At 73.2% G+C, this 25,057-nt stretch carries 19 protein-coding genes and 1 pseudogene; 11 read left to right on the top strand and 9 right to left on the bottom strand.

Translation table 11 applies throughout. From position 1 onward, the window contains the following. The first annotated feature begins 59 nt into the window (after positions 1–59). Both BLV02_RS04405 and BLV02_RS36265 read left to right on the top strand, forming a co-directional pair. Positions 60–2,960, top strand: coding sequence for a helix-turn-helix transcriptional regulator (locus BLV02_RS04405; RefSeq protein ID WP_069110327.1), 2,901 nt, complete (start codon positions 60–62; stop codon positions 2,958–2,960). A 49-nt stretch (positions 2,961–3,009) separates the two neighbouring features. Beyond that, positions 3,010–3,159 carry a hypothetical protein gene (locus BLV02_RS36265; RefSeq protein WP_171906694.1) on the top strand — a complete coding sequence of 50 codons (150 nt, stop codon included), beginning with the start codon at positions 3,010–3,012 and terminating at the stop codon, positions 3,157–3,159. Positions 3,160–3,244: 85 nt separating this feature from the next. Here the strand turns inward: BLV02_RS36265 and BLV02_RS37490 are convergent. Continuing rightward, positions 3,245–4,041, bottom strand: a pseudogene (locus tag BLV02_RS37490) (M23 family metallopeptidase). Between the two features lie 214 nt (positions 4,042–4,255). Here BLV02_RS37490 and BLV02_RS04395 point away from each other — a divergent pair. The 7 genes from BLV02_RS04395 (at position 4,256) to BLV02_RS04365 (ending at position 11,177) form a co-directional block, all read left to right on the top strand. Next, positions 4,256–5,278 (top strand): LacI family DNA-binding transcriptional regulator, encoded by a 1,023-nt coding sequence (locus tag BLV02_RS04395; protein WP_069110328.1) that lies wholly within the window; start codon positions 4,256–4,258, stop codon positions 5,276–5,278. A gap of 112 nt (positions 5,279–5,390) precedes the next feature. Further along, on the top strand, positions 5,391–6,392 hold the full coding sequence (locus BLV02_RS04390; protein ID WP_069110329.1) for an ABC transporter substrate-binding protein: 1,002 nt from the start codon (positions 5,391–5,393) through the stop codon (positions 6,390–6,392). A gap of 16 nt (positions 6,393–6,408) precedes the next feature. Then, positions 6,409–7,953 (top strand): sugar ABC transporter ATP-binding protein, encoded by a 1,545-nt coding sequence (locus tag BLV02_RS04385; RefSeq protein WP_069110330.1) that lies wholly within the window; start codon positions 6,409–6,411, stop codon positions 7,951–7,953. Then, positions 7,950–9,014, top strand: a complete 1,065-nt coding sequence (locus BLV02_RS04380) for an ABC transporter permease (protein ID WP_069110331.1) — start codon at positions 7,950–7,952, stop codon at positions 9,012–9,014. The genes BLV02_RS04385 and BLV02_RS04380 overlap by 4 nt, the downstream gene beginning before the upstream one ends. After that, entirely contained in the window at positions 9,011–10,069 is a 1,059-nt protein-coding gene (locus tag BLV02_RS04375) for an ABC transporter permease (protein WP_069110332.1), read from the top strand. The genes BLV02_RS04380 and BLV02_RS04375 overlap by 4 nt, the downstream gene beginning before the upstream one ends. Before the next feature lie 9 nt (positions 10,070–10,078). Continuing rightward, entirely contained in the window at positions 10,079–10,720 is a 642-nt protein-coding gene (phzG, locus tag BLV02_RS04370) for a phenazine biosynthesis FMN-dependent oxidase PhzG (RefSeq protein WP_216094078.1), read from the top strand. 163 nt (positions 10,721–10,883) lie between these two features. Continuing rightward, entirely contained in the window at positions 10,884–11,177 is a 294-nt protein-coding gene (locus BLV02_RS04365) for a winged helix-turn-helix domain-containing protein (protein ID WP_069110334.1), read from the top strand. 49 nt (positions 11,178–11,226) lie between these two features. Here the strand turns inward: BLV02_RS04365 and BLV02_RS04360 are convergent, their stop codons facing one another. After that, the gene (locus BLV02_RS04360; RefSeq protein WP_069110335.1) at positions 11,227–13,374 is read right to left on the bottom strand and encodes an MMPL family transporter; all 2,148 of its coding nucleotides are present in this window, start codon (positions 13,372–13,374) and stop codon (positions 11,227–11,229) included. A 144-nt stretch (positions 13,375–13,518) separates the two neighbouring features. Here BLV02_RS04360 and BLV02_RS04355 point away from each other — a divergent pair, with 144 nt between their 5' ends. Beyond that, positions 13,519–14,409 carry a sigma-70 family RNA polymerase sigma factor gene (locus BLV02_RS04355; RefSeq protein ID WP_069110336.1) on the top strand — a complete coding sequence of 297 codons (891 nt, stop codon included), beginning with the start codon at positions 13,519–13,521 and terminating at the stop codon, positions 14,407–14,409. A gap of 159 nt (positions 14,410–14,568) precedes the next feature. After that, complete coding sequence (locus BLV02_RS04350) at positions 14,569–16,710, top strand: cellulase family glycosylhydrolase (RefSeq protein ID WP_069110337.1); 2,142 nt, start codon at positions 14,569–14,571, stop codon at positions 16,708–16,710. Between the two features lie 115 nt (positions 16,711–16,825). Here BLV02_RS04350 and BLV02_RS04345 read toward each other — a convergent pair whose 3' ends face one another. From BLV02_RS04345 to BLV02_RS04315, 7 genes are read right to left on the bottom strand one after another with little or no spacing between them, the layout of a single operon-like run. Continuing rightward, a complete protein-coding gene (locus BLV02_RS04345) occupies positions 16,826–17,704 on the bottom strand; it encodes a hypothetical protein (RefSeq protein ID WP_069110338.1) in 879 nt (292 codons plus the stop codon). Positions 17,705–17,737: 33 nt separating this feature from the next. Then, positions 17,738–18,115, bottom strand: coding sequence for a VOC family protein (locus BLV02_RS04340; protein WP_069110339.1), 378 nt, complete (start codon positions 18,113–18,115; stop codon positions 17,738–17,740). Beyond that, positions 18,112–18,843: an aquaporin gene (locus tag BLV02_RS04335; RefSeq protein ID WP_083288479.1), complete on the bottom strand. Its 732-nt coding sequence runs from the start codon at positions 18,841–18,843 to the stop codon at positions 18,112–18,114. Before BLV02_RS04335 ends, BLV02_RS04340 begins: the two co-directional genes overlap by 4 nt. Then, positions 18,840–19,166: an L-rhamnose mutarotase gene (locus BLV02_RS04330; protein WP_069110340.1), complete on the bottom strand. Its 327-nt coding sequence runs from the start codon at positions 19,164–19,166 to the stop codon at positions 18,840–18,842. Before BLV02_RS04330 ends, BLV02_RS04335 begins: the two co-directional genes overlap by 4 nt. Positions 19,167–19,192: 26 nt before the next feature. Continuing rightward, positions 19,193–20,293 (bottom strand): GTP-binding protein, encoded by a 1,101-nt coding sequence (locus BLV02_RS04325; RefSeq protein ID WP_069110341.1) that lies wholly within the window; start codon positions 20,291–20,293, stop codon positions 19,193–19,195. Beyond that, entirely contained in the window at positions 20,290–23,997 is a 3,708-nt protein-coding gene (locus BLV02_RS04320) for a GH116 family glycosyl hydrolase (RefSeq protein WP_171906695.1), read from the bottom strand. The genes BLV02_RS04325 and BLV02_RS04320 overlap by 4 nt, the downstream gene beginning before the upstream one ends. Before the next feature lie 46 nt (positions 23,998–24,043). Continuing rightward, positions 24,044–25,024 carry an ABC transporter substrate-binding protein gene (locus BLV02_RS04315; protein ID WP_069110343.1) on the bottom strand — a complete coding sequence of 327 codons (981 nt, stop codon included), beginning with the start codon at positions 25,022–25,024 and terminating at the stop codon, positions 24,044–24,046. Between the last annotated feature and the right edge of the window lie 33 nt (positions 25,025–25,057).

The raw sequence follows: 25,057 nt of genomic DNA, 5'->3' as shown, positions 1-25,057 counted from the left end.
CGCGTCCGGAACCGGCACGCTATGCTCCCGGCAGTCCCCACCCGAGAGCCCTGGACGGCATGGCTGACCCGAGCGACGCCCCGCATCGGCTGGTCGCGCCCGCCATCGTCGGACGCGACGGCGAGCTGCGCCGGGCCGTCGATGCCGTCACGGCCGCGCCGGCGCTGGTGGTCGTCGCCGGTGAGGCCGGCATCGGCAAGACCAGGCTGGTCGGCGAGCTGGCCGCCGCCGCGGCCCGGTCCGGGCGGCGGCCGTTGCTGGGCCGTTGCCACGCGCTGCGCGAGCCGTTCCCGCTCGGCCCGGTGATCGAGGCGGTGCGCGGGCTCGGCGACCGGCTCGGTGAGCTGGCGCTGTCGCCCGTGGCCGGTGCCCTGCGGCCGTTCCTCCCCGAACTGGCGCACGTGCTGCCGCCGGCGCCGGACCCGCTCGGCGACCGCGCCGCCGAACGGCACCGGGTGTTCCGCGGCTTCGTCGAGGTGTTCGCCGCGCTCGGACCGTCCGTGCTGATCCTCGAGGACCTGCACTGGGCCGAGGCGCAGACCGGCGACTTCGCCGGGTACCTGCTGGCCGAGGCGCTGCCGGAGTTGTCGGTCGTCGTCACCTACCGGCCGGAGGCGGCCGATCCGCGGGTGCGGGCGCTCGCCGCCGGACTGCCGTCCGGCACCACGCTGGCCGACGTCGCGCTGACGCCGCTCGGCCCGTCCGAGGTCGGCGCGCTGGCGGCCTCGATCATCGGCGTCGACGCGGTGTCCGAGGAGTTCGCCTCCTACCTGAGCGAGCGCACGTCCGGGCTGCCGTTCGCGGTCGAGGAGCTGGTGGCGCTGCTGCAGGAACGCGGCACGCTGGTGCAGCGCCGCGGCGGCGGGTGGGCGCGGCGCGCCCTGGACGAGCTGGACGTGCCCACCCGCATCCGCGACTCCGTGCTCGAACGGGTGGCGCGGCTCGGCGACCCGGCCCGGCGGGTGGTCGAGGCCGCTGCCGTCCTGCAGGTGCCCGTGCCGCTCTCGCTGCTGGTGGCGACGGCCCCGCTGGACCGCGCCACCGCGCTGCCGGCGGTCGGCGAGGCGCTCGACTCCGGGGTGCTGGCCGAGCACGGCGACGACATCGGGTTCCGCCATCCGCTCGCGGCGCAGGCCGTGCACGAGGACCTCGCCGGCCCGCGGCGCCTGCTGCTGCACGACCGCGCGGCGACGGCGCTCGCGGCCGCCGCGCGGGCGCCGGCCGGGCAGCTGGCCCACCACCTGCGCCACGCCGATCGGCGGCACGAGTGGGTGGCCGCCGCCGAACGGGCCGCCGAGCAGGCCTTCGAGCTGAGCAACGACGCCGAGGCGGTCCGGATCCTCGAGGACGTCCTGCGCCACGGCCCGGCGACGCCGGAACGGCGCGGCCGGCTGGCCGTCCTCCTCGGCGAGGCCGCGATCGAGGCCGGGCGGTCGCAGGACGCCGCCGGCCTGCTCACCGCCGTGCTGGACGAGGAGCTGCCCGCACCGGTCCGCGGCGAGCTGCGGTTCCGTCTCGGCGGGCTGCTGCACGACGCCGGCACCGAGTTGCTGCGCGCCCACCAGCTGTTCGCCGACGCCGTCGACGACCTCGACCACCGGCCCGACCTCAAGGCGTGGGCCATGGTGGTCCTCGGCATCCCGATGGCCGGCGACGCCGACCCGGCCGAGCACCGGGCCTGGCTGCAACGGGCGCTGACGGTCGTGCCCGAGATCCCCGACCACGCGTTCCAGGCCTTCCTGCTCGGGAAGATCGCCATGGTGCAGGTGCCGACCGGCGATCCCGCGTGGCGGACGACGGCCGAGCGGGTCGAGCACCAGACCGGCGGCGAGCCCCGGCACCGCCGCGAGATCAACGCGTACTGGTCCATCGGCACGCAGGCGACGTACGCCGGGCACCACGCACTGGCCGACCGGCTGCTCACCGCCGGCCTCACGGCGGCGGCCGGCGACGATCGCGCCCGCGTCGAGACGCGCATGGAGCGCAGCCTGCGCTCCGGCCTGGTGCTGCTGCGCTACTGCCAGGGCTCCTGGGACGAGCTGGCCGATCACGCCGCCGTGCTGATGGAGGAGCTGGCCGGCAACCCCCGCGCCCGCATCGACGGCGAGGCGGCCGCGGCCTGTCTGACGCTGGCCCGGGGCGACCTCGACGACGCGGCCGCCGCATTGACGGCCGCGGTCGATCTGGTCGACGAGCTGAGCGGGTTCGACCTCCTGCCCATCCCCGCCGCGGCGCTGTTCCGGCTGGCCGTCGCCCGTGGCGAGGCCGGCTCGGTGCTCGGCCGGGCCGACCGGCTGCTCGCCGCGGCCGAGCCGAAGGGTGTCCTCGCCCCGTCCGTCCGGGCGCTGCCGGCCGTCGCCGAGGCGCTGGTCGCGGCAGGACGTTCGGACGACGCGGAGCGGACGGTGCGCCGGTTCGCCGCGCGCCTCGACGGGCTGGACGCACCGCTGGCCCCGGCCGCGCTCGCGCACGCGGACGGCTTCGTCCGCCTCGGCGCCGGGGATCCGGGTGGCGCGGCCACCAGCTTCGCGGCGGCGGCGCGGCTCTACGTGCCACAGCGAGCGCCGTACGAGGCGGCGCAGGCCCGCGAGCTCGCGGCTTCAACGTGGCTCGCGGCCGCACTGCCGGTCCGGGACGCCGGCAGCGAGCTGCTCGCCGCCCTCGCCGCCTACCGCGAGCTGGGTGCCGAGTGGGACGCCGGCCGCGCGACGGCCACCGCGCGACGGCACGGCCTGTCTGTCCCCGCCCGCCACCGCGGCGGCCGGCGCGGCTACGGGTCACAGCTCTCGCCACGGGAACGCGAGGTGGCCGAACTGGCCGCCAAGGGCCGGACCAACAAGGAGATCGCCGCCGAGCTGTACCTCTCGGTCAACACCGTCGCCCGCCACATCACGACGTCGATGCGCAAGCTCGGCGTCCGGTCGCGGGCGGCCATCGCACACCGACTCGACCAAAATTGACCGAAACTGGGCATAGCTGCCGGGGTCGCCGTCGACCAGGCTGGACGCCATGGAGGACAGCCCCGGTTCCCCGCCCCCTCCGCAGGGCGCCCGCCCCGACGAGTCTCCCGGCGAGCCCGGCGTCGTGACGGCCGAGCCGGGTGCGGAACCGGACGGCGGCAGCGATCCTGACGACGACAACGGCTGGCTTCCAGTGTGAGGAGTGGCGCCGGCTGACCCTCCCGCCGGCGCCATGACGCGACGAAGCGGCTGGTCGGAGTCCCCACCGACCAGCCGCTTCGTCGTCACGCGGCGATCGTGGCCCCGTCGGCCGGCACGCCGTCGCGGGCGACGCCGTCGTCGTCCTGGTAGCGCCAGGTGAAGGGCAGGCCGTGGGCGGTCGCGATGTCGGGGCCGTCCATCAGCTGGAAGTGCAGGTGCGGCTCGGACGAGTTGCCCGAGTTGCCGCACTCGGCCAGCGGCTGGCCGGCCGCCACCACGTCACCGGCGGCCACCCGCAGCGAACCCCGCCTGACGTGCGCGTACACCGCGTGCACGCCGTCGCCGAGGTCGAGGACGACGTGGTTGCCCAGCAGGTGCCGGGGCCGGCCGAGGGAGCGCACAAAGCCCTCCGCAACAGGTACAGCAGGCCCGGCAGCGAGGTGCGCGTGAGGTGGTCGCGCTGGCCGTCCGCCGCCGCGACGACCCTGGCGTCGGCCGGGGCGAGCAGCGGCGCGCCGAACGCCGGGTAGGCCTGCGGCCGGCGGGCGACCGGCCAGAGCCACACCGGCTCCGGCGCCGGCCGGAGCACGAGGTCGATGGCGTAGGTCTGGGCCAGCGCGTGGGTGTGGCTGGGCACCTTGGTGCCCGGCCCGTTCAGCGCCGTCCAGCGCCCGGCCAGCGGCAGCCCGACGGCGACGGGACCGGGCTCGGCGCCGCGGGGCGGGCGCTGGGCCCGGGTCGTCAGCCACCGCGCGGCCAGCCCGAACACGATCAGCCCGACACCGGTGAACCAGAGCGGGCCGAGCCCGGCCCGGTTGACGACGACGGCGACGGCGCCGGCCGCGAACGCCGGCCCGTGCAGCCACGTGAGAACCCGCATGACTGCGAGCCTAACAACGCGATGAGCTGCGATTTCGTGAATTCCTGGGTGATCGGCGATGACATCTGTCAGCTGCCGGTGAAACGGCTCGGGATTGTCGCAAGCCCTATGTTCCCGGTAACGTCACCGCGCCGAGACGTACGATCAGACCGGCGTCGGCCGGGGTCCCGGCACCGTGCCGCCGCGGTGGCCTGCAGCAGAGGGTGGAGGGAAGATGAGCGCCGGGAACTCGGACGACAAGCCGAACCTGCGGTCCATCGCGTCCCTCGCCGGCGTCTCGCACATGACCGTCTCCCGCGTCCTCAACGACCACCCGAACATCCGGCCGGAGACCCGCGAGAAGGTCCTGCGCGTCGTCGAGGAGCTGAACTACCAGCGCAACAGCGCCGCCCGGGCGCTGGCCACGCGCAAGTCGCGGCGCATCGGCGTCATCGTCGACCGTCCGGTCGAGATCGGCCCCGACAGCACCCTGCGCGCCGTCGAGCACGCCGCGCGCGAGGCCGGCTACTCCGTCAGCTCCGTCGCCGCCTCCCCCGACGACGACGGCGTGCGCCCGCGCGAGGCGGTCGCGTACCTGACGGCGCACGGCATCGACGCGCTGTGCGTCATCGCGCCGCGCGCGTCGTCGGTCGACGTGCTGCGCGAGCTGACCGAGGGGCTGCCGACGCTGATCGTCAAGGCCGACGACGACCCCAACTTCCTCACCGCCTCGGTCGACCAGCGCCTCGGCGCCACGCTCGCCGTCCAGCACCTGATGGACCTCGGCCACCGCGAGATCGTGCACGTCGCCGGCCCGCTGGACTGGCTCGACGCGCGGGCCCGGGAACGCGGCTGGCACGCGCACCTGAAGAAGGCCGGGCTGCACATCCCACCGGCGTTCGTCGGCGACTGGTCGGCCGACTCCGGCTACGAGTTCGCCGTCGCGTTCGACGAGCTGCCGCCGTTCACCGCGATCTTCGCCGCGAACGACCAGATGGCGCTCGGCATCCTGCACGGCTTCCGCGACCGCGGCATCCGCGTGCCCGAGGACGTCAGCGTCGTCGGGTTCGACGACCTGCCCGTGTCGCGGCACTTCCTGCCCACGCTCACGACGGTGCGGCAGGACTTCCACGCCCTGGGCACGCTCGCGCTCGAGATCCTCGTCGCGGCGCTCGAGGGCGGCAGCACCGAGCGGCGCTCGCGGATTGCACCGGAGCTCATCGTGCGCGAGTCGACCGCCGGGCCTCGCGGTATGTGACCTCAATCAGTACAATTTCACATCTTGCATGGCCTACGTGTTCCCGGTAACATCTCCGCCGTTCCACGCCCACGAACCACGCCGGAAGGCACGGGTCTCAAGGAGGAGATCGATGCGCAGCACCGCACGGATCGCACGGGCCTTCGCGGCGGCCGGGGCACTGACCCTGGCCCTCACCGCGTGCGGCGGAGGCGACGACGACACCAGCACCAGCGGCGACGGCGGCGGCGACGAGGTCGTCACCGTCGGCTTCGTCGCGGTCGGCCCCGAGGGCGGCTGGCGGCAGGCGAACGAGGCGAACGTCCAGGACACGTTCACCGAGGAGGCCGGCTTCGAGCTGAAGTACGCGCCCGCCACCAACCTCGACCAGCGCTCCCAGATCGACGCGTTCACGTCCTTCGTCGACGAAGGGGTCGACGTCATCCTGCTGTCGGCCACGGAGGGCGCCGGCTGGGAGGACTCCCTGCGCCGCGCCCAGGAGGCCGAGATCCCGGTCATCCTCGTCGACCGGGGCATCGAGCCGGACGACACCGACCTCTACGTCACCCGCATCGCGCCGGACAACTACGAGGTCAGCACGTCGGTGGCCGAGTGGGCCGTCTCGGCGTTCCCCGACGGCGGCAACTACTTCGTGCTCGAGGGCCCGGCCGGCGTCTCCGTCGTCAACGAGCGCAACCAGGGCTGGGACGACACCGTCGGCTCGGCCGCCAACCTGGTGAAGATCGGCGCGCAGACCGCCAACTGGTCGACCGAAGAGGCCAAGAGCGTCTTCGAGACCGTCCTGCGGGCCAACAACAACGACATCCAGATCGTGTTCGCCCAGAACGACGAGATGGGTCTCGGCGCCGCGATCGCGGTCGAGGAGGCCGGCCTGACGCCGGGTGTCGACGTCCAGATCGCCACCATCGACGGCACCAAGCCGGCGCTGGAGGCGCTCTCCGAGGGCCGCCTCAGCTTCGTCGCCGAGTACAACCCGCTGTTCGGCGAGACGCTGCTCGACGTCGTCGGCAAGGTGCTCGACGGCGAGGAGGTCGAGCCGTACATCATCGTGCCGAGCGAGACGTTCGACTCGCCGGAGGCCGCGACGGCCGCGCTTCCCACCCGCAAGTACTGAGGACTCTGGAGCCGTCATGACCGGAGCGCCACCGATCGTCGAGATGACCGGCATCTCGATCTCGTTCCCCGGGGTCAAGGCACTCGACGCCGTCGACTTCCGCCTGTTCCCGGGCGAGGTGCACACCCTCATGGGCGAGAACGGGGCCGGGAAGTCCACCCTGATCAAGGCGCTCACCGGGGTCTACAAGATCGACGAGGGGCAGATCCTGGTCGCCGGGGAGGAACGCCGCTTCGGCGGCACCGCCGACGCCCAGGCGGCCGGGATCGCCACCGTCTACCAAGAGGTCAACCTCTGCGCCAACCTGTCCATCGGCGAGAACGTGATGCTGGGCCACGAGGTCCGCGGCCTGTTCGGCATCAACTGGAAGGCGACGCACCGGGCGGCGGCCGAGGTGCTGGCCACGCTCGGCCTGGACCAGCTGGACCTGCGCCGCCCGCTCGGCACGCTCTCGCTGGCCGTCCAGCAGCTGGTCGCGATCAGCCGGGCCATGGTGACCAAGCCGAAGGTGCTCATCCTCGACGAGCCCACCTCCAGCCTGGACGCCAACGAGGTGGCCAGCCTCTTCACGGTCATCCGCAAGCTGCGCGACCAGGGCGTCGCGATCCTGTTCGTCACGCACTTCCTCGACCAGGTCTACGCGATCAGCGACCGCATCACCGTCCTGCGCAACGGCGGCTTCGTCGGCGAGTACCCGACCCGCGAGCTGGACCGCACGACGCTGATCTCGAAGATGATCGGCAAGGACTTCGCGACGCTGCGCTCGCTGGGCAGCGAGCGGGCGACGCACCACTACGAGCCGCGCGGCGAGCCCCTGCTCAAGGCCGAGGACCTCGGCCGCAAGGGCTCGTCCGAGCCGACCGACCTGGAACTGCACCAGGGCGAGGTGCTGGGGCTGGCCGGGCTGCTCGGCTCCGGCCGGACCGAGCTGGCCCGGTTGCTCTACGGCGCCGACCGGCCGGACAGCGGGACGGTGTGGCTGCGCGGCAAGAAGACCGACATCCACACGCCGACCGCCGCGCTCGCCCACCGCATCGCGTTCTCCAGCGAGAACCGGCGCGACGAGGGCATCATCCGCGACCTCACCGTGCGCGAGAACCTCGTGCTCGCCGTCCAGGCCAAGCGCGGCTGGTTCCGGCCGCTGTCGCGCAAGGAGCAGGACGCGCTCACCCGCAAGTACCTGGCCGAGCTGAACGTCCGGCCGGCCGACCCGGAGCGGCCGATCAAGTTCCTGTCCGGCGGCAACCAGCAGAAGGTGCTGCTCGGCCGGTGGCTGGCGACCGAGCCGGACCTGCTCATCCTCGACGAGCCCACCCGCGGCATCGACGTCGGCGCCAAGGCGGAGATCCAGGCCGCCGTCGCCGCGCTGGCCGCCAAGGGCGTGGCCGTCGTGTTCATCTCCTCCGAGCTCGAGGAGGTGGTCCGGCTCAGCGATCGCATCATCGTCATGAAGGACCACCGCAAGCTCGCCGAGCTGGAGAACGGCCCGCACGTGACGGCGGAGACCATCGTCGCCGTCATCGCCGACGAGGGCGACGACGAGGAAGGTGACTCCGAATGAGGGACGTGGCCGCGCGGCTGGTCGCCGGGCGCGGGGCGATCGTGCGCAACCAGGCGTTCTGGGGCGTCATCGCGATCGTGGCGCTGCTGGCGATCAACGTCACCAAGGACCCGAGCTATCTCTCCATCGGCTACAACGACGAGACCGGGCGGCTGTCCGGCAACCTCATCGACATCCTGCGTGCCGCCGCGCCGATCCTGATGATCGCCGTCGGCATGTGCCTCGTGGTCGCCACCAGCGGCATCGACCTGTCCGTCGGCTCGATCATGGTCGTCGCCGGCGCGATGTCGATGGAGCTGCTGAGCGGCATGGACGGCAGCGCCGGCAACGCGGCGCTGACGCTGGCCGTCGCACTCGGCATCGCGACCGCGCTGGGTGCGGTGAACGGCGTCCTCGTCTCCGTCGTCGGGCTGCAGCCGTTCATCAGCACGCTGGTGATGATGCTGGCCGGACGCGGCATCGCGAAGGTCATCACCGGCGGCCAGAACACCACCGCCGACAACGACTCGTTCGCCTGGCTGGCCAACGGCTACGTCATCGGGATCCCGGTGGTGTTCCTGCTGGCCATGGCCATCGTCGCGCTGGTGTGGCTGCTGGTGCGGCGCAGCGCGCTCGGTCTCATGCTGGAGGCGATCGGGATGGACTCGCGGGCCAGCCGGCTCGCGGGCGTGAAGCGGCGCACGCTGCTGCTCACCGTCTACTCGGCGAGCGGGCTGCTGGCCGGCATCGCCGGCGTGTTCGCCACCGCCAGCGTCATGACGGTGGACGTGTCGCGCACCGGCTACCAGTTGGAGCTGGACGCGATCCTCGCCGTCGTCATCGGCGGGACGTCGCTGGCCGGCGGCAAGTTCTCCATCGGCGGCGCCGTGATCGGCGGGCTGCTGATCGCGACCCTCGACAAGACCGTCGTGTTCCTCGGCGTCCCGGCCTCGGCCACCCCCGCGTTCAAGGCCATCGTGATCGTCGTGCTCTGCCTGCTGCAGTCCGAGCGCGTCCGGTCGCTGTTCCGGCACCGCCGTGCCCTCCGGGCGCAGTCGCAGAAGGAGGCCGTCGCCGCATGACCGTCACGACTCGACCGCCGACCGGGTCCGCGCCCGGCCCGGCGCCGTCGCGCCCTTCGCTCTCGGACCGGCTGGGGGCGCGGCTCTCGGCCCTGCCCACCGTGGCCGCCCTGCTCATCTTCGTCGGGATGATCATCTACGGCGAGATGGCGTACGGCCGCATCGTCCAGTTCAACACGCTGTCGAACCTGCTGGTCAACAACTCGCACCTGATCATCCTCGCGGTCGGGCTCACGTTCGTGATCCTCACCGGCGGCATCGACCTGTCCGTCGGCGCCGTCATCGCGTTCAGCAGCGTCGCCGGGGTCATGCTGTCCAACGCGGGCTGGCACCCGGTGGCCGCCGTGCTCGTCATGGTGCTGATCGGCTCGGTGCTGGGACTGATCTCGGGCGTGCTGATCCAGTACTTCGGGGTGCAACCGTTCATCGCGACGCTGGCGACGATGTTCCTCGCCCGCGGGCTCGCGTCGATGCTGAGCACCGTCCCCGAGCGGCTGGCCGACGACTCCGCGATCCGCGACCTGGCCACCCAGCTGAAGATCATCGACGGCGAGAAGGTGAACGACCTGGTCATCACGCCGGGCGTGGTCGCCGCCATCGTCATCGTCGTGCTCGGGTTCCTCGTGCTGCACCGGACCCGGTTCGGCCGCACCGTCTACGCGATCGGCGGCTCGGAGCAGTCGGCGACGCTGATGGGCCTGCCGGTCCCGGCGACGAAGCTGGGCATCTACGTCATCAGCGGCACGCTCGCCGGCATCGCCGCCGTCGTCTACACGTCGCGGCTGGGCAGCGCGCAGAACATCACCGGCATCGGCTGGGAACTGGACGCGATCGCGGCGGTCGTCATCGGCGGCACGCTGCTCACCGGCGGGACCGGGTTCGTGCTCGGCTCGGTGGTGGGCGCGCTGGTGCTCGGCCTGATGAACGTCCTCATCACCCGCGACGGCGGCATCCGCCCGGAGATGACCACCATCATCACCGGCGGCATCCTGCTGGTGTTCGTCATCCTCCAGCGCGTCCTCGCCGCCCGGCGACGTTCGGAGACGGGCGGATAGCCTGGCCGGGTGACGGATCGGATGCAGACCCTCAGCGGCGCGACGGACCTCGAGCTGCCCGAGTTCGACCACCCGCCGGCCGAACCGCTGGGCCTGCTGCGGTCCTGGCTGGCGGCCGCCGCCGAGCGCGGCGTGCGCGAGCCGTCCGCCGTCGTGCTGGCCACGGCCGACGAGGCGGGCCGGCCGTCCAGCCGGGTGCTGCTGCTCAAGGAGGTCGACGACCGCGGGCTGGTCTTCACCAGCGCCGCCGACGGCCGCAAGGGCCACCACCTCGCCCAGCAACCCTGGGCGTCGGTCAGCTTCTACTGGCGCGAGACGCTGCAGCAGGTCACCGCCGCCGGCGAGGTCGAGCGGCTGCCCGCGGAGCTGGCCGACCAGCTGTTCGCCGAACGCCCCCGCGACGCCCAGGCCGCCAGCGCCGTGTCGCGGCAGAGCGCGCCGCTGGCCGACGAAGCCGACCTGCACGACCGCGCCCGAGCCCTGCTCGCGTCGGGCCGGTCGATCCCCCGCCCCGACGCGTGGACGGCGTACCGGCTGGTGCCGCGCGAGGTGGAGTTCTGGTACGGCAGCCCGGCCCGGCTGCACCGCCGGCTGCGCTACACCCGCCCCGCCCACGACGCCGAGTGGACGTCCGGCCGGCTGCAGCCCTGACGCACCACGGCCCGCTGCCCGGCCCGGGCGCCAGGCGTCGTCGGCCGGTCCTGGCCCAGCCGCGCGATGCGGGCCGCCCCGTTGAGCTATCCATTGCTCCAGGCCGCGGTGGACCGCGTCCCATCGACGGCGGGAGTGCGGGGCCGCCCTAGGTTCCAGGGCCGTGCCCGCCTTCGACCCGGACCCGAACCTCCCCGGCTACACGTATCTCCGGTTCGCCGACTACCTGACCGCGGAGATCGACGCCGGGCGGCTGCGGGCGGGCAGCAGGCTGGCCGGCGAGCAGGAGCTCGCCCAGGTCCACGGCGTGTCGCTGGGCACCGTACGCCGCGCGATGGTGGTGCTGCGCGAGCGCGGGCTGGTCGCCACCTGGCCCAGCAAGGGCAGTTTCGTGGCCGGCGAGGCGGCACCGCCCGCCGGCGCCGGTGCCGACGGCGAGGGCGACGAGCAGCCGTAACGGCCCCGGGGCCGGGGCCACGCCCGGCTCGGACGTGGCCCCCGCGCCGTCAGGCGTCGACGCGCTGGAGCGGCTGCTCGGTGCGCTCCAACTCGACCTTCGGCAGCAGCCGGGCCAGCGGCGCCGGCATCCACCAGGCGCGCCGTCCCATCAGCTGCATCGCCGCCGGCACCACCATGCACCGGATGATGACCGCGTCGACGAAGATCGCCACCGCGAAGGCCAAGCCCGCCTGTTGCAACAGCCGTTGCGGGCTGAGGACGAAGGCCGCGAAGATCACGATCATGATCGAGGCGGCCGCCGTGATCACGCCGCCGGTGTGGGCCAGGCCCTCCCGCACGGCTTGCGCCGGGTTCCGTTCCCCGGAGCGCACCCATTCCTCGTGCATGCGCGAGATCAGGAAGATCTCGTAGTCCATCGAGAGGCCGAAGACGATGGCGAAGACCATCACCGGCACATACGCCTCGATGGGCCCGCCCTCGAAGCCGAGCGCGCCGTCCTGGAAGACCAGCTTCATCGCGCCGAGCGCGGCGCCGATGCTGAGCAGGTTGAGGAACGCGGCCTTCAGCGGGATGAGGACCGATCGGAACACCGCCATCAGCAGGACGATCGCGAGGCCCACGACGATGAGGATGAACAGCGGCATCCGGTCGGAGAGCTTGCCCGCGTAGTCCTCGGACGCGGCCGTGGCCCCGCCGACGAGGTACTCCGCGCCGTTGTCCGCCGTCAGCCCGGGCAGCACGTCGTCGCGCAGGGTGCGGACGAGCTCCGTGGTCGCACCGTCCTGCGGCGAGGTGGTGGGGTAGACGAGGACGGTGGCGGCCTCGCCGTCGGGCGTGGGGATCGGGTCGGCGGTGGCCGCGACTCCCTCGGTCTCGCCCAGCGCCCGCGCCGCATCGGCGGCGGCCTCGTCGGCGCTGCCGTCGCCGCCGTCGGTCACGACCAGCAGCGGCCCGTTGAACCCGGGGCCGAAGCCGTCGGAGAGCAGGTCGTACGCCTGCCGGCTGGTGGAGTCGCTGGGGTCGTTGCCCGCGTCGTTGAAGCCGAGCCTGATGCTCAGCGCCGGGAAGGCGAGGGCGCCCAGGAGCACAGCCGCCGCCAGCAGCGTCGCCAGCGGGCGCTTCTGCACCGCCGTCGCGAGCTTGCGCCAGCCGTCGCCGTCCTCGCGCTTGCCCTTGGCCCGGCGCTTCTCGGCCCGCGCGCGGAACTGGCGGGCGAAGCGCTTGCCGAAGATGCCGAGCAGCGCGGGCAGCAGCGTCAGCGAGGCGAGCATCGTCATCAGCACCGTCAGCGCCACGGACAGCGCCATGCCCTGGATCGAGCCGAGGCCGAGGGCGGTGAGGCCGAGCAGCGCCAGGATGACGGTGCAGCCGGCGAAGAACACCGAGCGGCCCGCGGCGTCCAGGGCCGTGACGGTGGCCCGTTCCGGCTCGGCGCCGCGCACCAGCTCGGCCCGGTAGCGGGCGAAGATCAGCAACGCGTAGTCGATGCCGACGCCGAGGCCGACGAGGAACATGATCGGCGGCGTCCACGACGCGATGGTGAAGACGTGCGACGCCAGGACGATGATGCCGACCGTCGAGCCGACCGCGAAAAGGGCGATCATGATGGGCAGGCCGGCGGCGATGAACGTGCCGAACATCAGCACCAGGATCACCATCGCGGCCAACAAGCCGGCCGCCTCGCCGACGCCGGTCTCGGCCTCCGCGATCAGCCGGACGGCGTCACCGCCCAGCTCGACCTGGAGCCCGTCGCCCTCGATCGCCTGCGCGACCTCGACGATGCGCTCGGTGTCCTCCGGTGGCATGTCGTCGGACGGCACCTCGAGCTGCACGGTGGCGTAGCCGATCGTGCCGTCCTCGGAGACGGCGGTCGGGTTGTCGTAGACGCTCAGGACGTCGCCGACGTTCGGCAGCTCCGCGACCTCGGCGAGCATCGGCTCGACGCGCTCCCGCACACCGGTCAGCCCGCCCTCGTCGTGCAGGACGATGTCGATGGTGTCACCGGCCCGCTCCGCGCCGTGCTCTTTCAGCAGGTCGGCGGCGGCCTGGGCCTCCGTGCCGGGGAGGGAGGTGTCGTTCTTGTACGCGTCGCCGACGGCGGTGGCGACACCCCACACGCCGAACAGGACCGCGACCCACAGGATCACGGCGATCCACTTGCGGCGGTGTGCGAATCCGGCGATGCGGACGAACACCCCGGACCGCGCGGGTGGCGGAGTGGTCTGGTCTTCGCGGTTCAACTGTGGCGTGGTCACGTGTGGTGACGACGTAGCCCGGCGGGGTGTGACATCGACGTGTCACAGTGGAGGCGGCTGTGTCGTCAACCTGGCATGGGAGCGATGAACGTACGAGACGCCGACGACCAGCTGGCTCGCTCGTTCGAGGCCAACCGGCCGCGGCTGCTGCGGGTGGCCTACACGATGACGGGCTCGCTGGCCGACGCCGAGGACTGCGTGCAGGAGGCGTGGCTGCGGCTGCGCGGGCTGGACGACCCCGGCACCATCCGCGACCTCGCCGCCTGGCTGACCACCACCGTCAGCCGGCTGGCGCTCGACGCGCTCGGCAGCGCCCGGGCCCGCCGCGAGCAGTACGTCGGGACGTGGCTGCCCGAGCCGCTGGTCGAGACGCGCGAGTACGATCCTGCCGACCGCGTCACGCTGGACGAGTCGGTGAGCATGGCGCTGCTGGTGGTGCTGGAGCAGCTGTCGCCCGCTGAGCGCACCGCGTTCGTGCTGCACGACGTCTTCAGCATGCCGTTCCCGGAGATCGCCGAGGTGGTCGGCCGGTCCCCGGCGGCCGTGCGGCAGCTGGCCTCGCGGGCCCGCCGGCACGTCGAGGGCACCCGGCCGCGGCTCCCGGCCACCGGCGCCGAGCAGCGCGAACTGGTCGACGCGTTCATGGCCGCCTGCCAGCAGGGCGACCTCCCCGGGCTGATCGCGCTGCTCGACCCCGACGTCGTCATGCGCAGCGACGGCGGCGGCAAGGTCTCGACGCTGCCGAAGATCCTGTACGGCGCGAACCGCGTCGCGCACGCGCTGGTCCACTACGCCCAGAAGGCCGAGTTCCAGGTGCACGCGGCCTACGTCAACGGCGCGCCCGGCGTCGCCGTCCGCCCCGACCTCGACGGCGCGCTGACGATCATCGCGTTCACCGTCGACGGGGGCCGCATCACCGCCATCGACGGCGTGCGCAATCCGGACAAGCTGACCCGGGTCCCCGGCCTGGACTGACATCCGCCGTTACCGGTCCGTGACCGACCGGGGACGCCGGTCCCGTTCTGGCTCTCCAGGTCCGGCGTGTGCACGCCTACGGTCCCGACTGGTGTCATCTGCGCGCTCGCGCCGCTGACGCCGTCGTCCCACACGTGAACACGAATCCTGGAGATCTACGTGATACGGAAAAGCCTGCGCAGCCGGTCTGCGCTGGGCGGTGCGGCCGCGCTGACGCTCGTCACGAGCCTGCTGGGCGGCCTGGTCGCGTCGGCGGCCGAGACGCGGGAGGACCCGGCCGAGCCGCTGCCGCGCATCGCCGCCGGCGAGCACCGTCAGCTCGTCGACACCGAGACCGGCCGGCCGTTCATCCCGCGCGGCTACAACTACGTCCGCCTCGCGCCACAGCCGTGGAACCCCGAGGAGCCCTACCACTCGACCTTCGAGCCGGGACAGTACGACGGCGAGCGGGCCGGCGCCGCGCTGGCCGAGCAGAGCGCCGCCGGCTACAACACCGTCCGGGTGTTCGTCGACCCCGGCCACGGCCAGGACAACCTCAACGGCACGCCGCACGGCCTGGGTCACGGCGACGACGACACCAGCACCGGCAACGCGGAGTACCTGGACAACCTCGCCGACTTCGTCCGCCGGGCGGCCGCCAACGGCATGTACGTGCTGCCGTCGCTGGACGCGTTCCCGCAGAACGCGCACTACTTCGACATCGTGGCGCAGAGCGCGCCGCCAGAGAACGTCTCGGGCCGCAACACGAACTACATGTACGAGGGCTTCGTCGCGGCGAAGGAGGCGTACCTCGCCAACTTCACCACGGAGATGACGGACCGGCTCGGCCCGCTGATGAGCACGTTCCTGGCGCTCCAGCTGGACAACGAGGCCACGTTCGCCGCCGACGAGGCGCCGTTCGCGCAGGCGTCGGGGACCTTCACCGCGCCGGACGGCACCACCTACGACATGTCCGTGCCCGAGCAGCGCCAGGCCGCCGCCGACGACACCATCGTCGCGTACGCCGACGCGGCCACGGCCGCCGCCAAGGAGGTCGACCCCGACCTCATGGTGACGATGGGCGCGTTCACCAACCGGGCGGTGGGCAAGCCCGGCTACGACGGCTTCGCCACGCACTGTGCCGGCGACGCCTGCGAGGGCGACTTCCGCTACCCGGCCCGGGTGTCGACGCTGACCCGCGAGTCCGCGCTGGACTTCTTCGACATCCACACCTACCCGACGCCGCAGTACACCCTCGAGGAGTCGCTGAACTCGGTCGAGTGGCCGCAGGTCGAGGGCGTCGTGATCAACGGCGAGTTCGGCGCCCAGCGCGACCGCTACGGCGACGACATCGGCCGCGCCGCCGAGGCGATGCGCGCCCACCAGGTCGAGAGCTGCGCGTTCGAGCTCACCGGCTGGCTGTTCTGGACGTGGGACACCGACGAGGACGACGTCCAGCGGCTGTTCTTCCGCGGCAACGAGGACGGCGGCGTCATCGACCGGCAGCTCTCCCCCGTCAACCGGCCCGACCCGTGCCTGCACGAGGCCCCGGTCGTCGCGCCGCTGGCGGTGGAGTCACCGGAGGACGGCCAGACCGGCGACGTCGAGTTCGCCGGGACCGGCCAGCCCGGCGGCACCGTCACCCTCACCGTCGACGACGAGGCGCTCGGCTCGGCCACCGTCGCCGACGACGGCCGCTGGTCGCTCGCGCCGGACGCGGACCTGCCGGTCGGCGTCCGCTTCGACGCGCTGCTCACCCAGGTGGTCCGCCTCGACTACCAGGACGTCGTCGTCGCGGACCTGGGCGTCCCCGCGCCGGGCGTGACGATCGACGAGCCGTCGCGGGACGCGGGCCAGGTCTTCGCCGGCGGCTCGTACCCGTCGGCGGAACTGGAGGTGACCTTGACGGCCGACGCCGGCCGGGCCGCCATCGAGGGCTCGCTGGACCGCGACGACGACGGCGACTGGACGTTCACCCCGGCCGACGAGCTGGCGGCCGGCGACTACACCCTGACGGCGACCGCCTCGGCCGGCGACGGCGGCGACCCCGAACTGCTCGGCTCGGACGCCTCCGTCACCGTCACCGTCGAGTCCTCGGACGACGGCGGCGACGGCGGGGACGGGGACGCCTCGGGCGGGTCCGGCGAGTCGGGCGGCGAGTCCGGCGGCGGCAGCGACGGCGGCGCGGCCGGTGACGGCAGCGGCGAGGACCTGCCCGACACCGGTGGCCCCGGCGCCGGGGTGCTGCTCGGCGCGGTCCTGCTGCTGGCCGCCGGTGGCGTGCTGGTGGCCCGCACCCGTGGGCGGACGGCCACGCGCTGACGTCCGCTCCACCACGACGGGCACCGCCGCGAGCGCGCGGCGGTGCCCGTCCGTTCGTCCGCGCCTGTCACGACGGCCAGGCGCTGGTCGTCGACGGCGACCGGGTGGAGCCGCGCTAGGCCGAGAGATGCCCGGCCAGCTCGTCGTGCACGTCGGCGACCTGCTCGAACAGTCCGGCGAGATGGGCCGGCTCGTGCTGGACGGCCGCGTACTGGGCCCGTCCGAGCAGCCGCGCCTGCCGGTCCAGCAGGCCGGCCAGGGTCGCGTCGAGCGGCCGCAGCGCCACGGCGGCGTCGACGCGGCGGCGGGCGGCCAGGCGCAGCGAGAAGTCGACCAGCACCGTGGTGACCTCGTCCTCGAGGCCGGTCGCCGCCCGTCCGGCCAGCTCGCGCAGGCCGGCGGCGTTCTCGGGCGCCGCCGCCCACGCCGCGGCCCTCGGGAGCGACGCGGCCAGCGCGGCGTCCACGCCGATGTCGGCGGCCGGGCGGATGGCCGTGCGCAGCGGGAACCGCCCCACGCAGTAGGCGACGGGGGCGGCCCACGCGGCGATGAACGCGTCCTTCGGGAGCCACGCGTACGGGAACCCCTCGGGGTCGTGCATGAGCACCCCGTCGGCGCCGGCCGCCAGCACCGTCACGAAGTGGTCGGCGCCGAGCGGGCGGTCCGGGCCGGGCTGGTGCAGCAGCAGCCCCATCTCCAGCGGCCCGACGAACACCGGCCCGTCCGCCGCCAGCCCGACGAGGTCCCCGTACGCCGTCTCGCCGTCGTCGTAGGTGCGCCGCTCGCTGGTCCAGCCGAGCAGCTCCAGCGCCTGGTCGACGCCGAGGTCCGGGTCCCAGCCGGCCGGGTCGAAGTACGGCAGGCCGTCGAACAGCTGGTACCCGAACGCCGACCCCGTCAGCGTCTCGACCACCGCCGCCGGCCACCCCCTCCCGGCGACCGTGGCGAGCGTGTTCGCAAAGCAGTACGGGCCGGACCCGACATACGCAGTCATGCCGCCAGCATGACATTTTCGCAGGTCAATTCGCTATGCACGGGAAATCGGGGGCGCCCAGGACGGCCGGCGGATCAGGCAGAACGGGTGGCCGGCCGGGTCGGCGTACACGTGGTCGCCGGCAGGCAGCCGCTGCGCCCCGATGCGCCGCACCGCGGCGTCGGCCACCTCGAGGTCGTCGACCATGACGTCGAGATGGAACTGCTGCGGGTACGCCGGATCCGGCCACCGCGGCGGCCGGTGGTCCGGCGCCCGCTGGAACGCGATGCCCGACGTCGTGTCGTCGCGCGAGATGACGACCCAGTCGTCGCTGCGGTACGTGACCGGAAGACCGGTCAGTTCGGCGTAGAACTCGGCCAGGTCGCCCGGGCTGGGGCAGTCGATCACCGTGTGGTGCAGGCGTCCGATCATGCCTCCATCGTGCTCCCGCCGGCCGCGCCCGTCCCCACCAGCTGCGGTGGGCGGGTGCGGCGAGGCAGGTACAGAGCGACGACGAGGAGGACGCCGACGGCGGCGCCGGCCAGCTGGGCGGCGACGAACGCCGGTGCCGACGACGGCGCGATGCCGGCGAAGGTGTCGGAGAACATCCGCCCGACGGTGACGGCCGGGTTGGCGAACGACGTCGAGCTGGTGAACCAGTAGGCCGCGCCGATGTAGGCACCGACGGCCGGGCCCACCGTGGCGACGCCGCGTCCGGTCAGCACCAGGGCGAGGATCAGCAGCACGAGCCCGGCGGTCGCGACCACCTCGCCGACCAGCACCCCGGTCCCCGTGCGCTCCGTCGTCGCCAGGCCCGCGTCGACCTCGAACATCACGTTGGCCAGCACCGCGCCGCCGACGCCGCCCAGGCACTGGGCCGCGACGTACCGCGCCACCTCGGCGCCGGCCAGGCCGGTGCCGCGCCGCCGGCCGAGCCACCAGTCCGCGATCGACACGACGGGGTTGAAGTGCGCCCCCGACACCGGGCCGAACAGCAGGATCAGCACGGAGAGCCCCAGCACCGTCGCGATGCTGTTCTCCAGCAGCCGCAGTCCGGCGTCACCGGGCGAGAGCCGGCTGGCGGCGATCCCGGAGCCCACCACGATCGCCACCAGCAGCCCGGTCCCGAGGAACTCGGCGAGCAGCCGGCGTGCGCTCATCGCGCCGGCCGGGCGGGGAGGTCCCACACGTGACGCAGGCCGGTGTCGCCGCCCGAGTAGTCGTCCGCGACGGCGTGCAGCGGGCCCACCCGCTCCTGCCAGACGACGTTCGCCGGGTGGTCGCGCAGGGCTGCCCGCATCGCCTGGTAGTCGTCGCACTCGACCACGTGGAACAGGTCGCGGCCGTCGCGCCAGATGCGCCAGCTGTGCACCCCGGCCGCGCGCAACGCGGCGTCGAGCTCGGCCGGGATCACGGCGTGGACGCGCTCGTACTCCTCTTCCTTCCCGGCCTTGAGCACCGTGTGCAGGGCGATCCGTTGCATGGGCGGGCTGGTCCTCTCCTCGTCGTTCATGCGCTGGCCGGGATGCGATGGGTGGGACGGGGGAACCCGGGCGCCTTGTCCGACGCGCTCCGGACGACGACGCCGACGCCGTGCCGCGTGGAGACCAGCCGCACGCACTCGTCCACCAGGGCGGCGAGGCCGGCGGGGCTCATCTCGACCCGGGCGTTGATCAGCACGTCGGCGCCGTCGGCCGCGCCGTCGTGACGCTCGTCGACGCTGTACCGGCCCGGCCCGATCACGCTGCCCTTGGCCCGCCGCTCGCCGCTGCCCGCGGACAGCTTGACGTGGCCGACGAGCCCGCCCTGACGGGTCAGCGCGCGGTCGAGCGCCACCAGCAGGTCGCCGAGCCATGCGTCGGGGTCGACCGTGCCGTCGAGGCGCAGCCGGCGATCGACCCAGCCGAGCATCGCCTCGGCCGCGCCGTAGCGCTCGTAGTCGATGGTGAGCGCCCGCGACGCGACCGGCGCCGTCGGCGCGATCCAGTCGTCCAGGAGCTGGTCCAGCCCGTCGCCGGTCAGCGACGACACCCGGGTCAGCGGCGTGCCGGCGTAGTCCGCCGCGATCTCGGCGAGCGCGGCGGCCTGCTCGTCCGTCGCGGCCAGGTCGGCCTTCGTCGCGACGATCCGGTCGGCCTCCTCCAGCTGGGTGTGCAGCAGCCAGCCGAGCTCGAGCGCCTGCCGGTCGAGGTCCGGCGCGGCCAGTTCGACCAGCCGGTGCGGGTCGACGGCCACCATCAGGGGCGCGAGCCGCAGCTTGGCCCCGTAGGCCGCCCGCAGCGGGCGGACCACGGTGGCGGCCAGGTCCGTGCAGCTGCCGACCGCCTCGGCCAGGATGACGTCCGGCCGGTGTTCCTCGACCAGGACGTCGATGACGGCGGCGAGGTCGTCGAAGCGGCAGCAGAAGCACCCGTCCGTCACCTCGCCGACCGGCACGCCGGCCTTCTGCGCGGTGTCGGTGTCGAGCAGCTCCGTCCCCTGATCGTTCGTGACGATCACCACGCTCGCGCCGTTCGAGCGCAGCCGGGCCGCCATGGCGGCGAGCAGCGTCGTCTTCCCAGCGCCGAGGAAGCCCCCGACCAGGCCGACGACCGGTGTGTGCGGCGTCATCCCGCGATCACCTCCAGCTGCTGACCGGCCTCGATCGTGACCGGCGCGTCCAGGACCACGACGAGACGGCCGGCGTCGTCGCGGTGGGCCTGCGCCGGCACGCGGCGCACCGACGCCGGGCGGCCCGCGTCGGAGACGCGCACGTGAGCGGTGGTCCGCTCACCGGGCACGTCCAGGCGCACCGTGCCGACCCGCAGCCGGCCCGACCGGGCCTCGAGCTCGCTGGTCTGACGGCCCGACTCGCGGCGCTGCCGGTAGACGCCCCAGCCGCCGGCGGCCGTGAAGGCCGCACTGAAGTCGTCCTGCTGGATGACCGGGGCGAAGCCGAAGTGGTCGCGCGGGCCGTGGTGCTCGTAGCCCAGGACGGTGAGGTAGACGCCGAACGACGCCATGGAGCGCGCGTAGTGGTCGCCGCACTCGACCTCGTTGTACGGGTTGCGCCGGTCCGGCCGGTACCGCTCGTGCACGGCGCGGGTGACGAGCAGGCCCTTCTCGACCAGCCCTTCGGCCACCATGTGCCCGGCGGCCTGGTACTCGAACCCGTTCATCGCCTCGTTGAAGTACCCGACCGACCAGTTGCGGCCGACCTCGTCCGCCCCGCCGGTCGGCCAGGTGCACATGAGCAGCGCGTGGGAGTCGGCGTCGTAGTAGGTGCGGCCGCCCTCGATCGGGCTGTTGTCGCGGTACTCGACCGGGCGCGGGGTGAAGTTGTAGCGCCACAGGCTCTCGAGCGCGGTGGTGGTCTGGCCGGCCGGCAGCACCCGCGGCAACCCGACCTGGTGCGCCCAGCTCTGGCCGAGCACCTGGTCGATGTGCACGCCGCGGTTGGTGTTCACCGAGTCCGGATGGCTGAGGTCGCGTTCGTGGATGAACCACTCGCCGTTCCACAGGTCCCGCTGGATCGTCTCGGTGCCGCTCTGCGCCAGCGCCGCGCACTGCTCGGCGAAGGCGTCGTCGCCCAGCTCGCGGGCCATCGCCTCGCCCGCACGCAGCGCCGCCACGTACAGCCCCGAGATCCAGGCGATCCGCCCGTACCAGGTGGCGTCCAGGGTGTTCGGCTGGCCGCCGTCGAGCACACCGTCGGCGCCGGCGTCGTGCTGGATCATCCACTCGATCGACGTGCGGACCTTGGGCCACACGCCGCGCAGCCAGGTGTCGTCCTCGCTCATCTGGTGCTCGCGGTAGATGCGCAGGACGGTGCCGGCCTGCCCGTCCGCCGCCCAGCCGCGGTCGGCCTCGGCGCGCATGCCGATCTCGCCGCTGGCGCGGAAGCCGACGCCGAGGTCGACCCGTTCGCGGGTGTCGCGCTCCAGGCCCGGGAACACCCGGCCGACGGCCTGGGCGTAGTGCCACACGTGGGTGCAGGTGCCGGCGCAGCAGTAGATGCCCTCCCAGCCGTAGAAGCGGCCGTCGTCGAGCCGGTAGGTGGTGGACGTCGCCAGGGTGGCGAGGCCCGTCCCCACGCGTTCCAGCAGCCACCACGGCAGCGTCGACTCGTCGTACCACGCCGCGGCCCAGCCCTTGGTCGCCGCGGACAGCCGGTCGATGTCGCCGTGGACGGCCTGCACGGCGGCCGCGGCGTCGTCGTGCACGGCGCCGTACCACCGCCGCTCGGACGTCTGGAGGAAGCCCAGGCCGGTCGTCGCGGGGAAGTGCCAGCCGAGGTAGACGCGCACCGACTGCGTCTCCAGCGGCCGCAGGTTCAGGCGGATGCTCATCACGCCGGCCTGCGGGCCGTCGTCGAGCTCCGCCGGGGCGTCTGGCGCGTCGAACAGCGCCTCTGGGGTGTGCCAGGCCGCGACGGACGGCCGCACCCGGCCGATGGTCTCCAGGTCGAGCCACTCGTCCTCGATCCGCGGGTCGCCGTCGGTCCACGGCACGCCGGCCGCGATGGCGAAGGTGCCGTGGTCGGGGAGCTCGCGCAGCGGCCGGGTGTCGCCCGTGCTCTGGGCGAACACGATCTGGTCGACGCCGACGTTGCCCCAGCCGCCGGTGACCTCGTCGAGGATCACGATCTGCGCCTGCTGGCCCAGCCAGCGCCACAGACCGAGGGTGCGCTCCTGCATGGCGTTGGAGTTGGCGCCGGTCGCCTCGGCCACGACCTCGCCGCCGACGACGACCTGCAGGCCGGTCTGCCCGGGATGGTTGCCGCCACCGATGCGGAACCGCAGGTTGGGGTGGGTGACGGTGAACGGGTCGCTGGTCAGCCGCCCGGTGGCGGCGTCCTTGGCGGAGGTGTTGCTCCCGGGCGCCGACGCGTGCGAGTTGACGCAGCGGCTGCCGACGGCGTTGACGTTGCCCTGGTAGGACGGGATGTCGGCGACGGCGATCGGGCCCTGGCCGAAGGCGGTGCCCTCGACGGTCCAGCCCGCGTAGGTCTCCTTCTCCCAGTCCTCGAACACGACGTCGACGGCGTCGGTCAGCCAGATGCCGTCGACGCTCACGTAGGCGTACGCGCCGCCCGCGTCGTCGACCAGCACGATGGTGGCCTCGCGGCCCTCGTAGGCGGAGAGGTCGAGCGTGCGCGCGACGATGGTGTTGCCGCCCGCGCCGGTGGCCGTCGCGACGACCTCGCCGTCGACCACGACGTTCAGGCAGGTGCGCCCGGCGTACGCGCCGCCGCCGATGAGCACCCGCAGGCCCAGGCGGTCGATGGTGAACGCCGGGCTGGTGAGCGTTCCGCGCAGCCCGTCGCGGACGTTGTAGTCGCCGTCGACCCGGGGGTTGTGGCTGAAGACCAGGTAGTCGCCCTGGGTGTTGACGTCGACGGTGTAGTCGGGCAGTTGGTCGGCGCGCACGGGGCTGTCGCCGAACGCGGTCCCGGTGGCGGTCCAGCCGCCGTAGGTGCCGTCCTCCCAGTCCGCGATCAGGCGGTCCGGCCGCCCGCCGGAGGGATCGCTGGGCGCGTCGTCGGCCCGGAACGCCACCCCGGCGAGACCGTCGGCGCCGAAGCCGTCCGCGGTGAACCGGACCCGCCGGTTCTGCCGCGCCGAGAGCCCGACGGGGTTCTCGGCCATGACCGCCAGCTCGGCCTTGACGGCGCGTCGCAGCGTGTTGGTGAGCCGGTACTCCATGACCGTCACCGGATGCGAGCTGGAGTCCTCGTCCAGCGCCACGAACGGCGAGTAGGCGGTCAGCGTGGCGCGGACCGGGCTCGCGGGGTCGTCGAGCTCGACGACGCCGAGCGGATACCGGCCGCGGAAGCCCACGTCGGCGAACTGCCGCCCGTCCAGCCAGCGGGTGTCCACGGTGGTGCCGACCCGGGTGCGCAGGGCGACGGCCGTCTGGAACGGCGACTCCGGCTGCATGGGCTCGGCGTAGTGGCGGCCGTTGTCGTTGTACGGACTGATGCGGTTGTCGACGTCCCAGCGCCACAGCCGGCCGTCACCGCCGAGGTACACCTGACCGCAGCCGATGCCGCCGACGGGCAGACCGGCCCAGGCCAGCTCGTCGGCGGCGAGCACCCGCTCCTCGCCGCGGACGGTGAGGGTGTCCAGCCACCGCTGCGGGATCGCCTTGTCCTCGGGGACGAGGGTCCAGTCGTCCAGCGCGACCCCGGCCTCGGCGGCCGCGGCCCGCAACTGGTGCAACGGCACCATGCTGGCCACCGCGCCCAGGCCGAGTGCCTGGACGAACCGCCGCCGGCTGACGCCTCGAGCTGCCGCTCCATTCGGGGAAACCACGCTGTCGCTCCGCTGGATCATGGTGCCTCCTTGCACGTCGTCCATGTCGGTTCGGTCCCGGTCCCGCTCAGCACTCGTTGCGGTAGATGTACTGCGTGACGTCCTCGTCACCGAGCGTCTCCTGGGTCAGGAAGACGTAGTCGGTCTCGATCTGCGCTTCGGTGGCCTCGCCGTCCAGGGCCTTGACCATCTGCTCCATCGCCTGACGACCCATGTCGAGCGGCTTCTGCACGACGACGCCCTGCACCGACCCCGCCTCGATCGCCTCGACGATCGGGTCGGAGGTGTCGAAGCCGACCAGCTGGACGGTGCCGACCGCGTCGGCCTGCTCCAGCGCGACGATCGCGCCCTCGACCTCCTGGGTGCTGACCGCGAAGACCGCCGCGAGGTCCGGGTTGGCCGACAGCACCGCGGACAGCTTGTCCGTGGCACCGGCGGGCGTGCTGCCGGAGTACTGGGTCTCCAGCACCTCGATGTCGGGGTACTCGCTCTCCATCGTCTCGACGAAGCCCTCGACCCTGGCGTCGGTCGTGGAGATGCCGGGGGTCGCGCCGAGGACGAGCACCTTGCCGCTGCCACCGAGGAGCTCGGCGGTCTGCTCCGCCGCGAAGCGCCCGCCCTCGACGTTGTCCGACGCCACGAACGACGCCGCCATCGACTGGTCCTCCGCCGTGGTGTCGACGAAGACGAGCTCGATGCCTGCGCTCTGGGCCTCGGTCAGCGTCGGCATCATGGCCTCACCGGCCATGGGCGAGACGATGATGCCGTCGGGCTGCTGGGCGATGACCGCCTGCAGGACCGGCGTCTGCGCCTCGGCGCTGTAGTCCTTGCCGCCCTGGTAGCTGAAGTCCACGCCGAGGTCCGCGGCGGCCGCCTCGGCGCCGCACGTCACCGAGGTGAAGAACGGGTTGCCGGTGACGCCCTGCACGTACACCACCTCGTACCCGCCGTCGCCCTCCGCGGTGGCGCCGCCGCCGTCGTCGTCGCCGCAGGCGGCCAGGAAGAGCACCAGGGCGCCGGCCAGTCCGGCCGTGACGATCTTCTTCATGACAGGCTCACTTCCATCTGGGCGGGCACGTGG

It is taken from the genome of Jiangella alba (assembly GCF_900106035.1).
GTDB classification, from domain to species: Bacteria; Actinomycetota; Actinomycetes; order Jiangellales; family Jiangellaceae; genus Jiangella; species Jiangella alba.
Note: the sequence above shows the minus strand (reverse complement) of the source record. Positions and strands in the feature narration are given on the sequence as shown.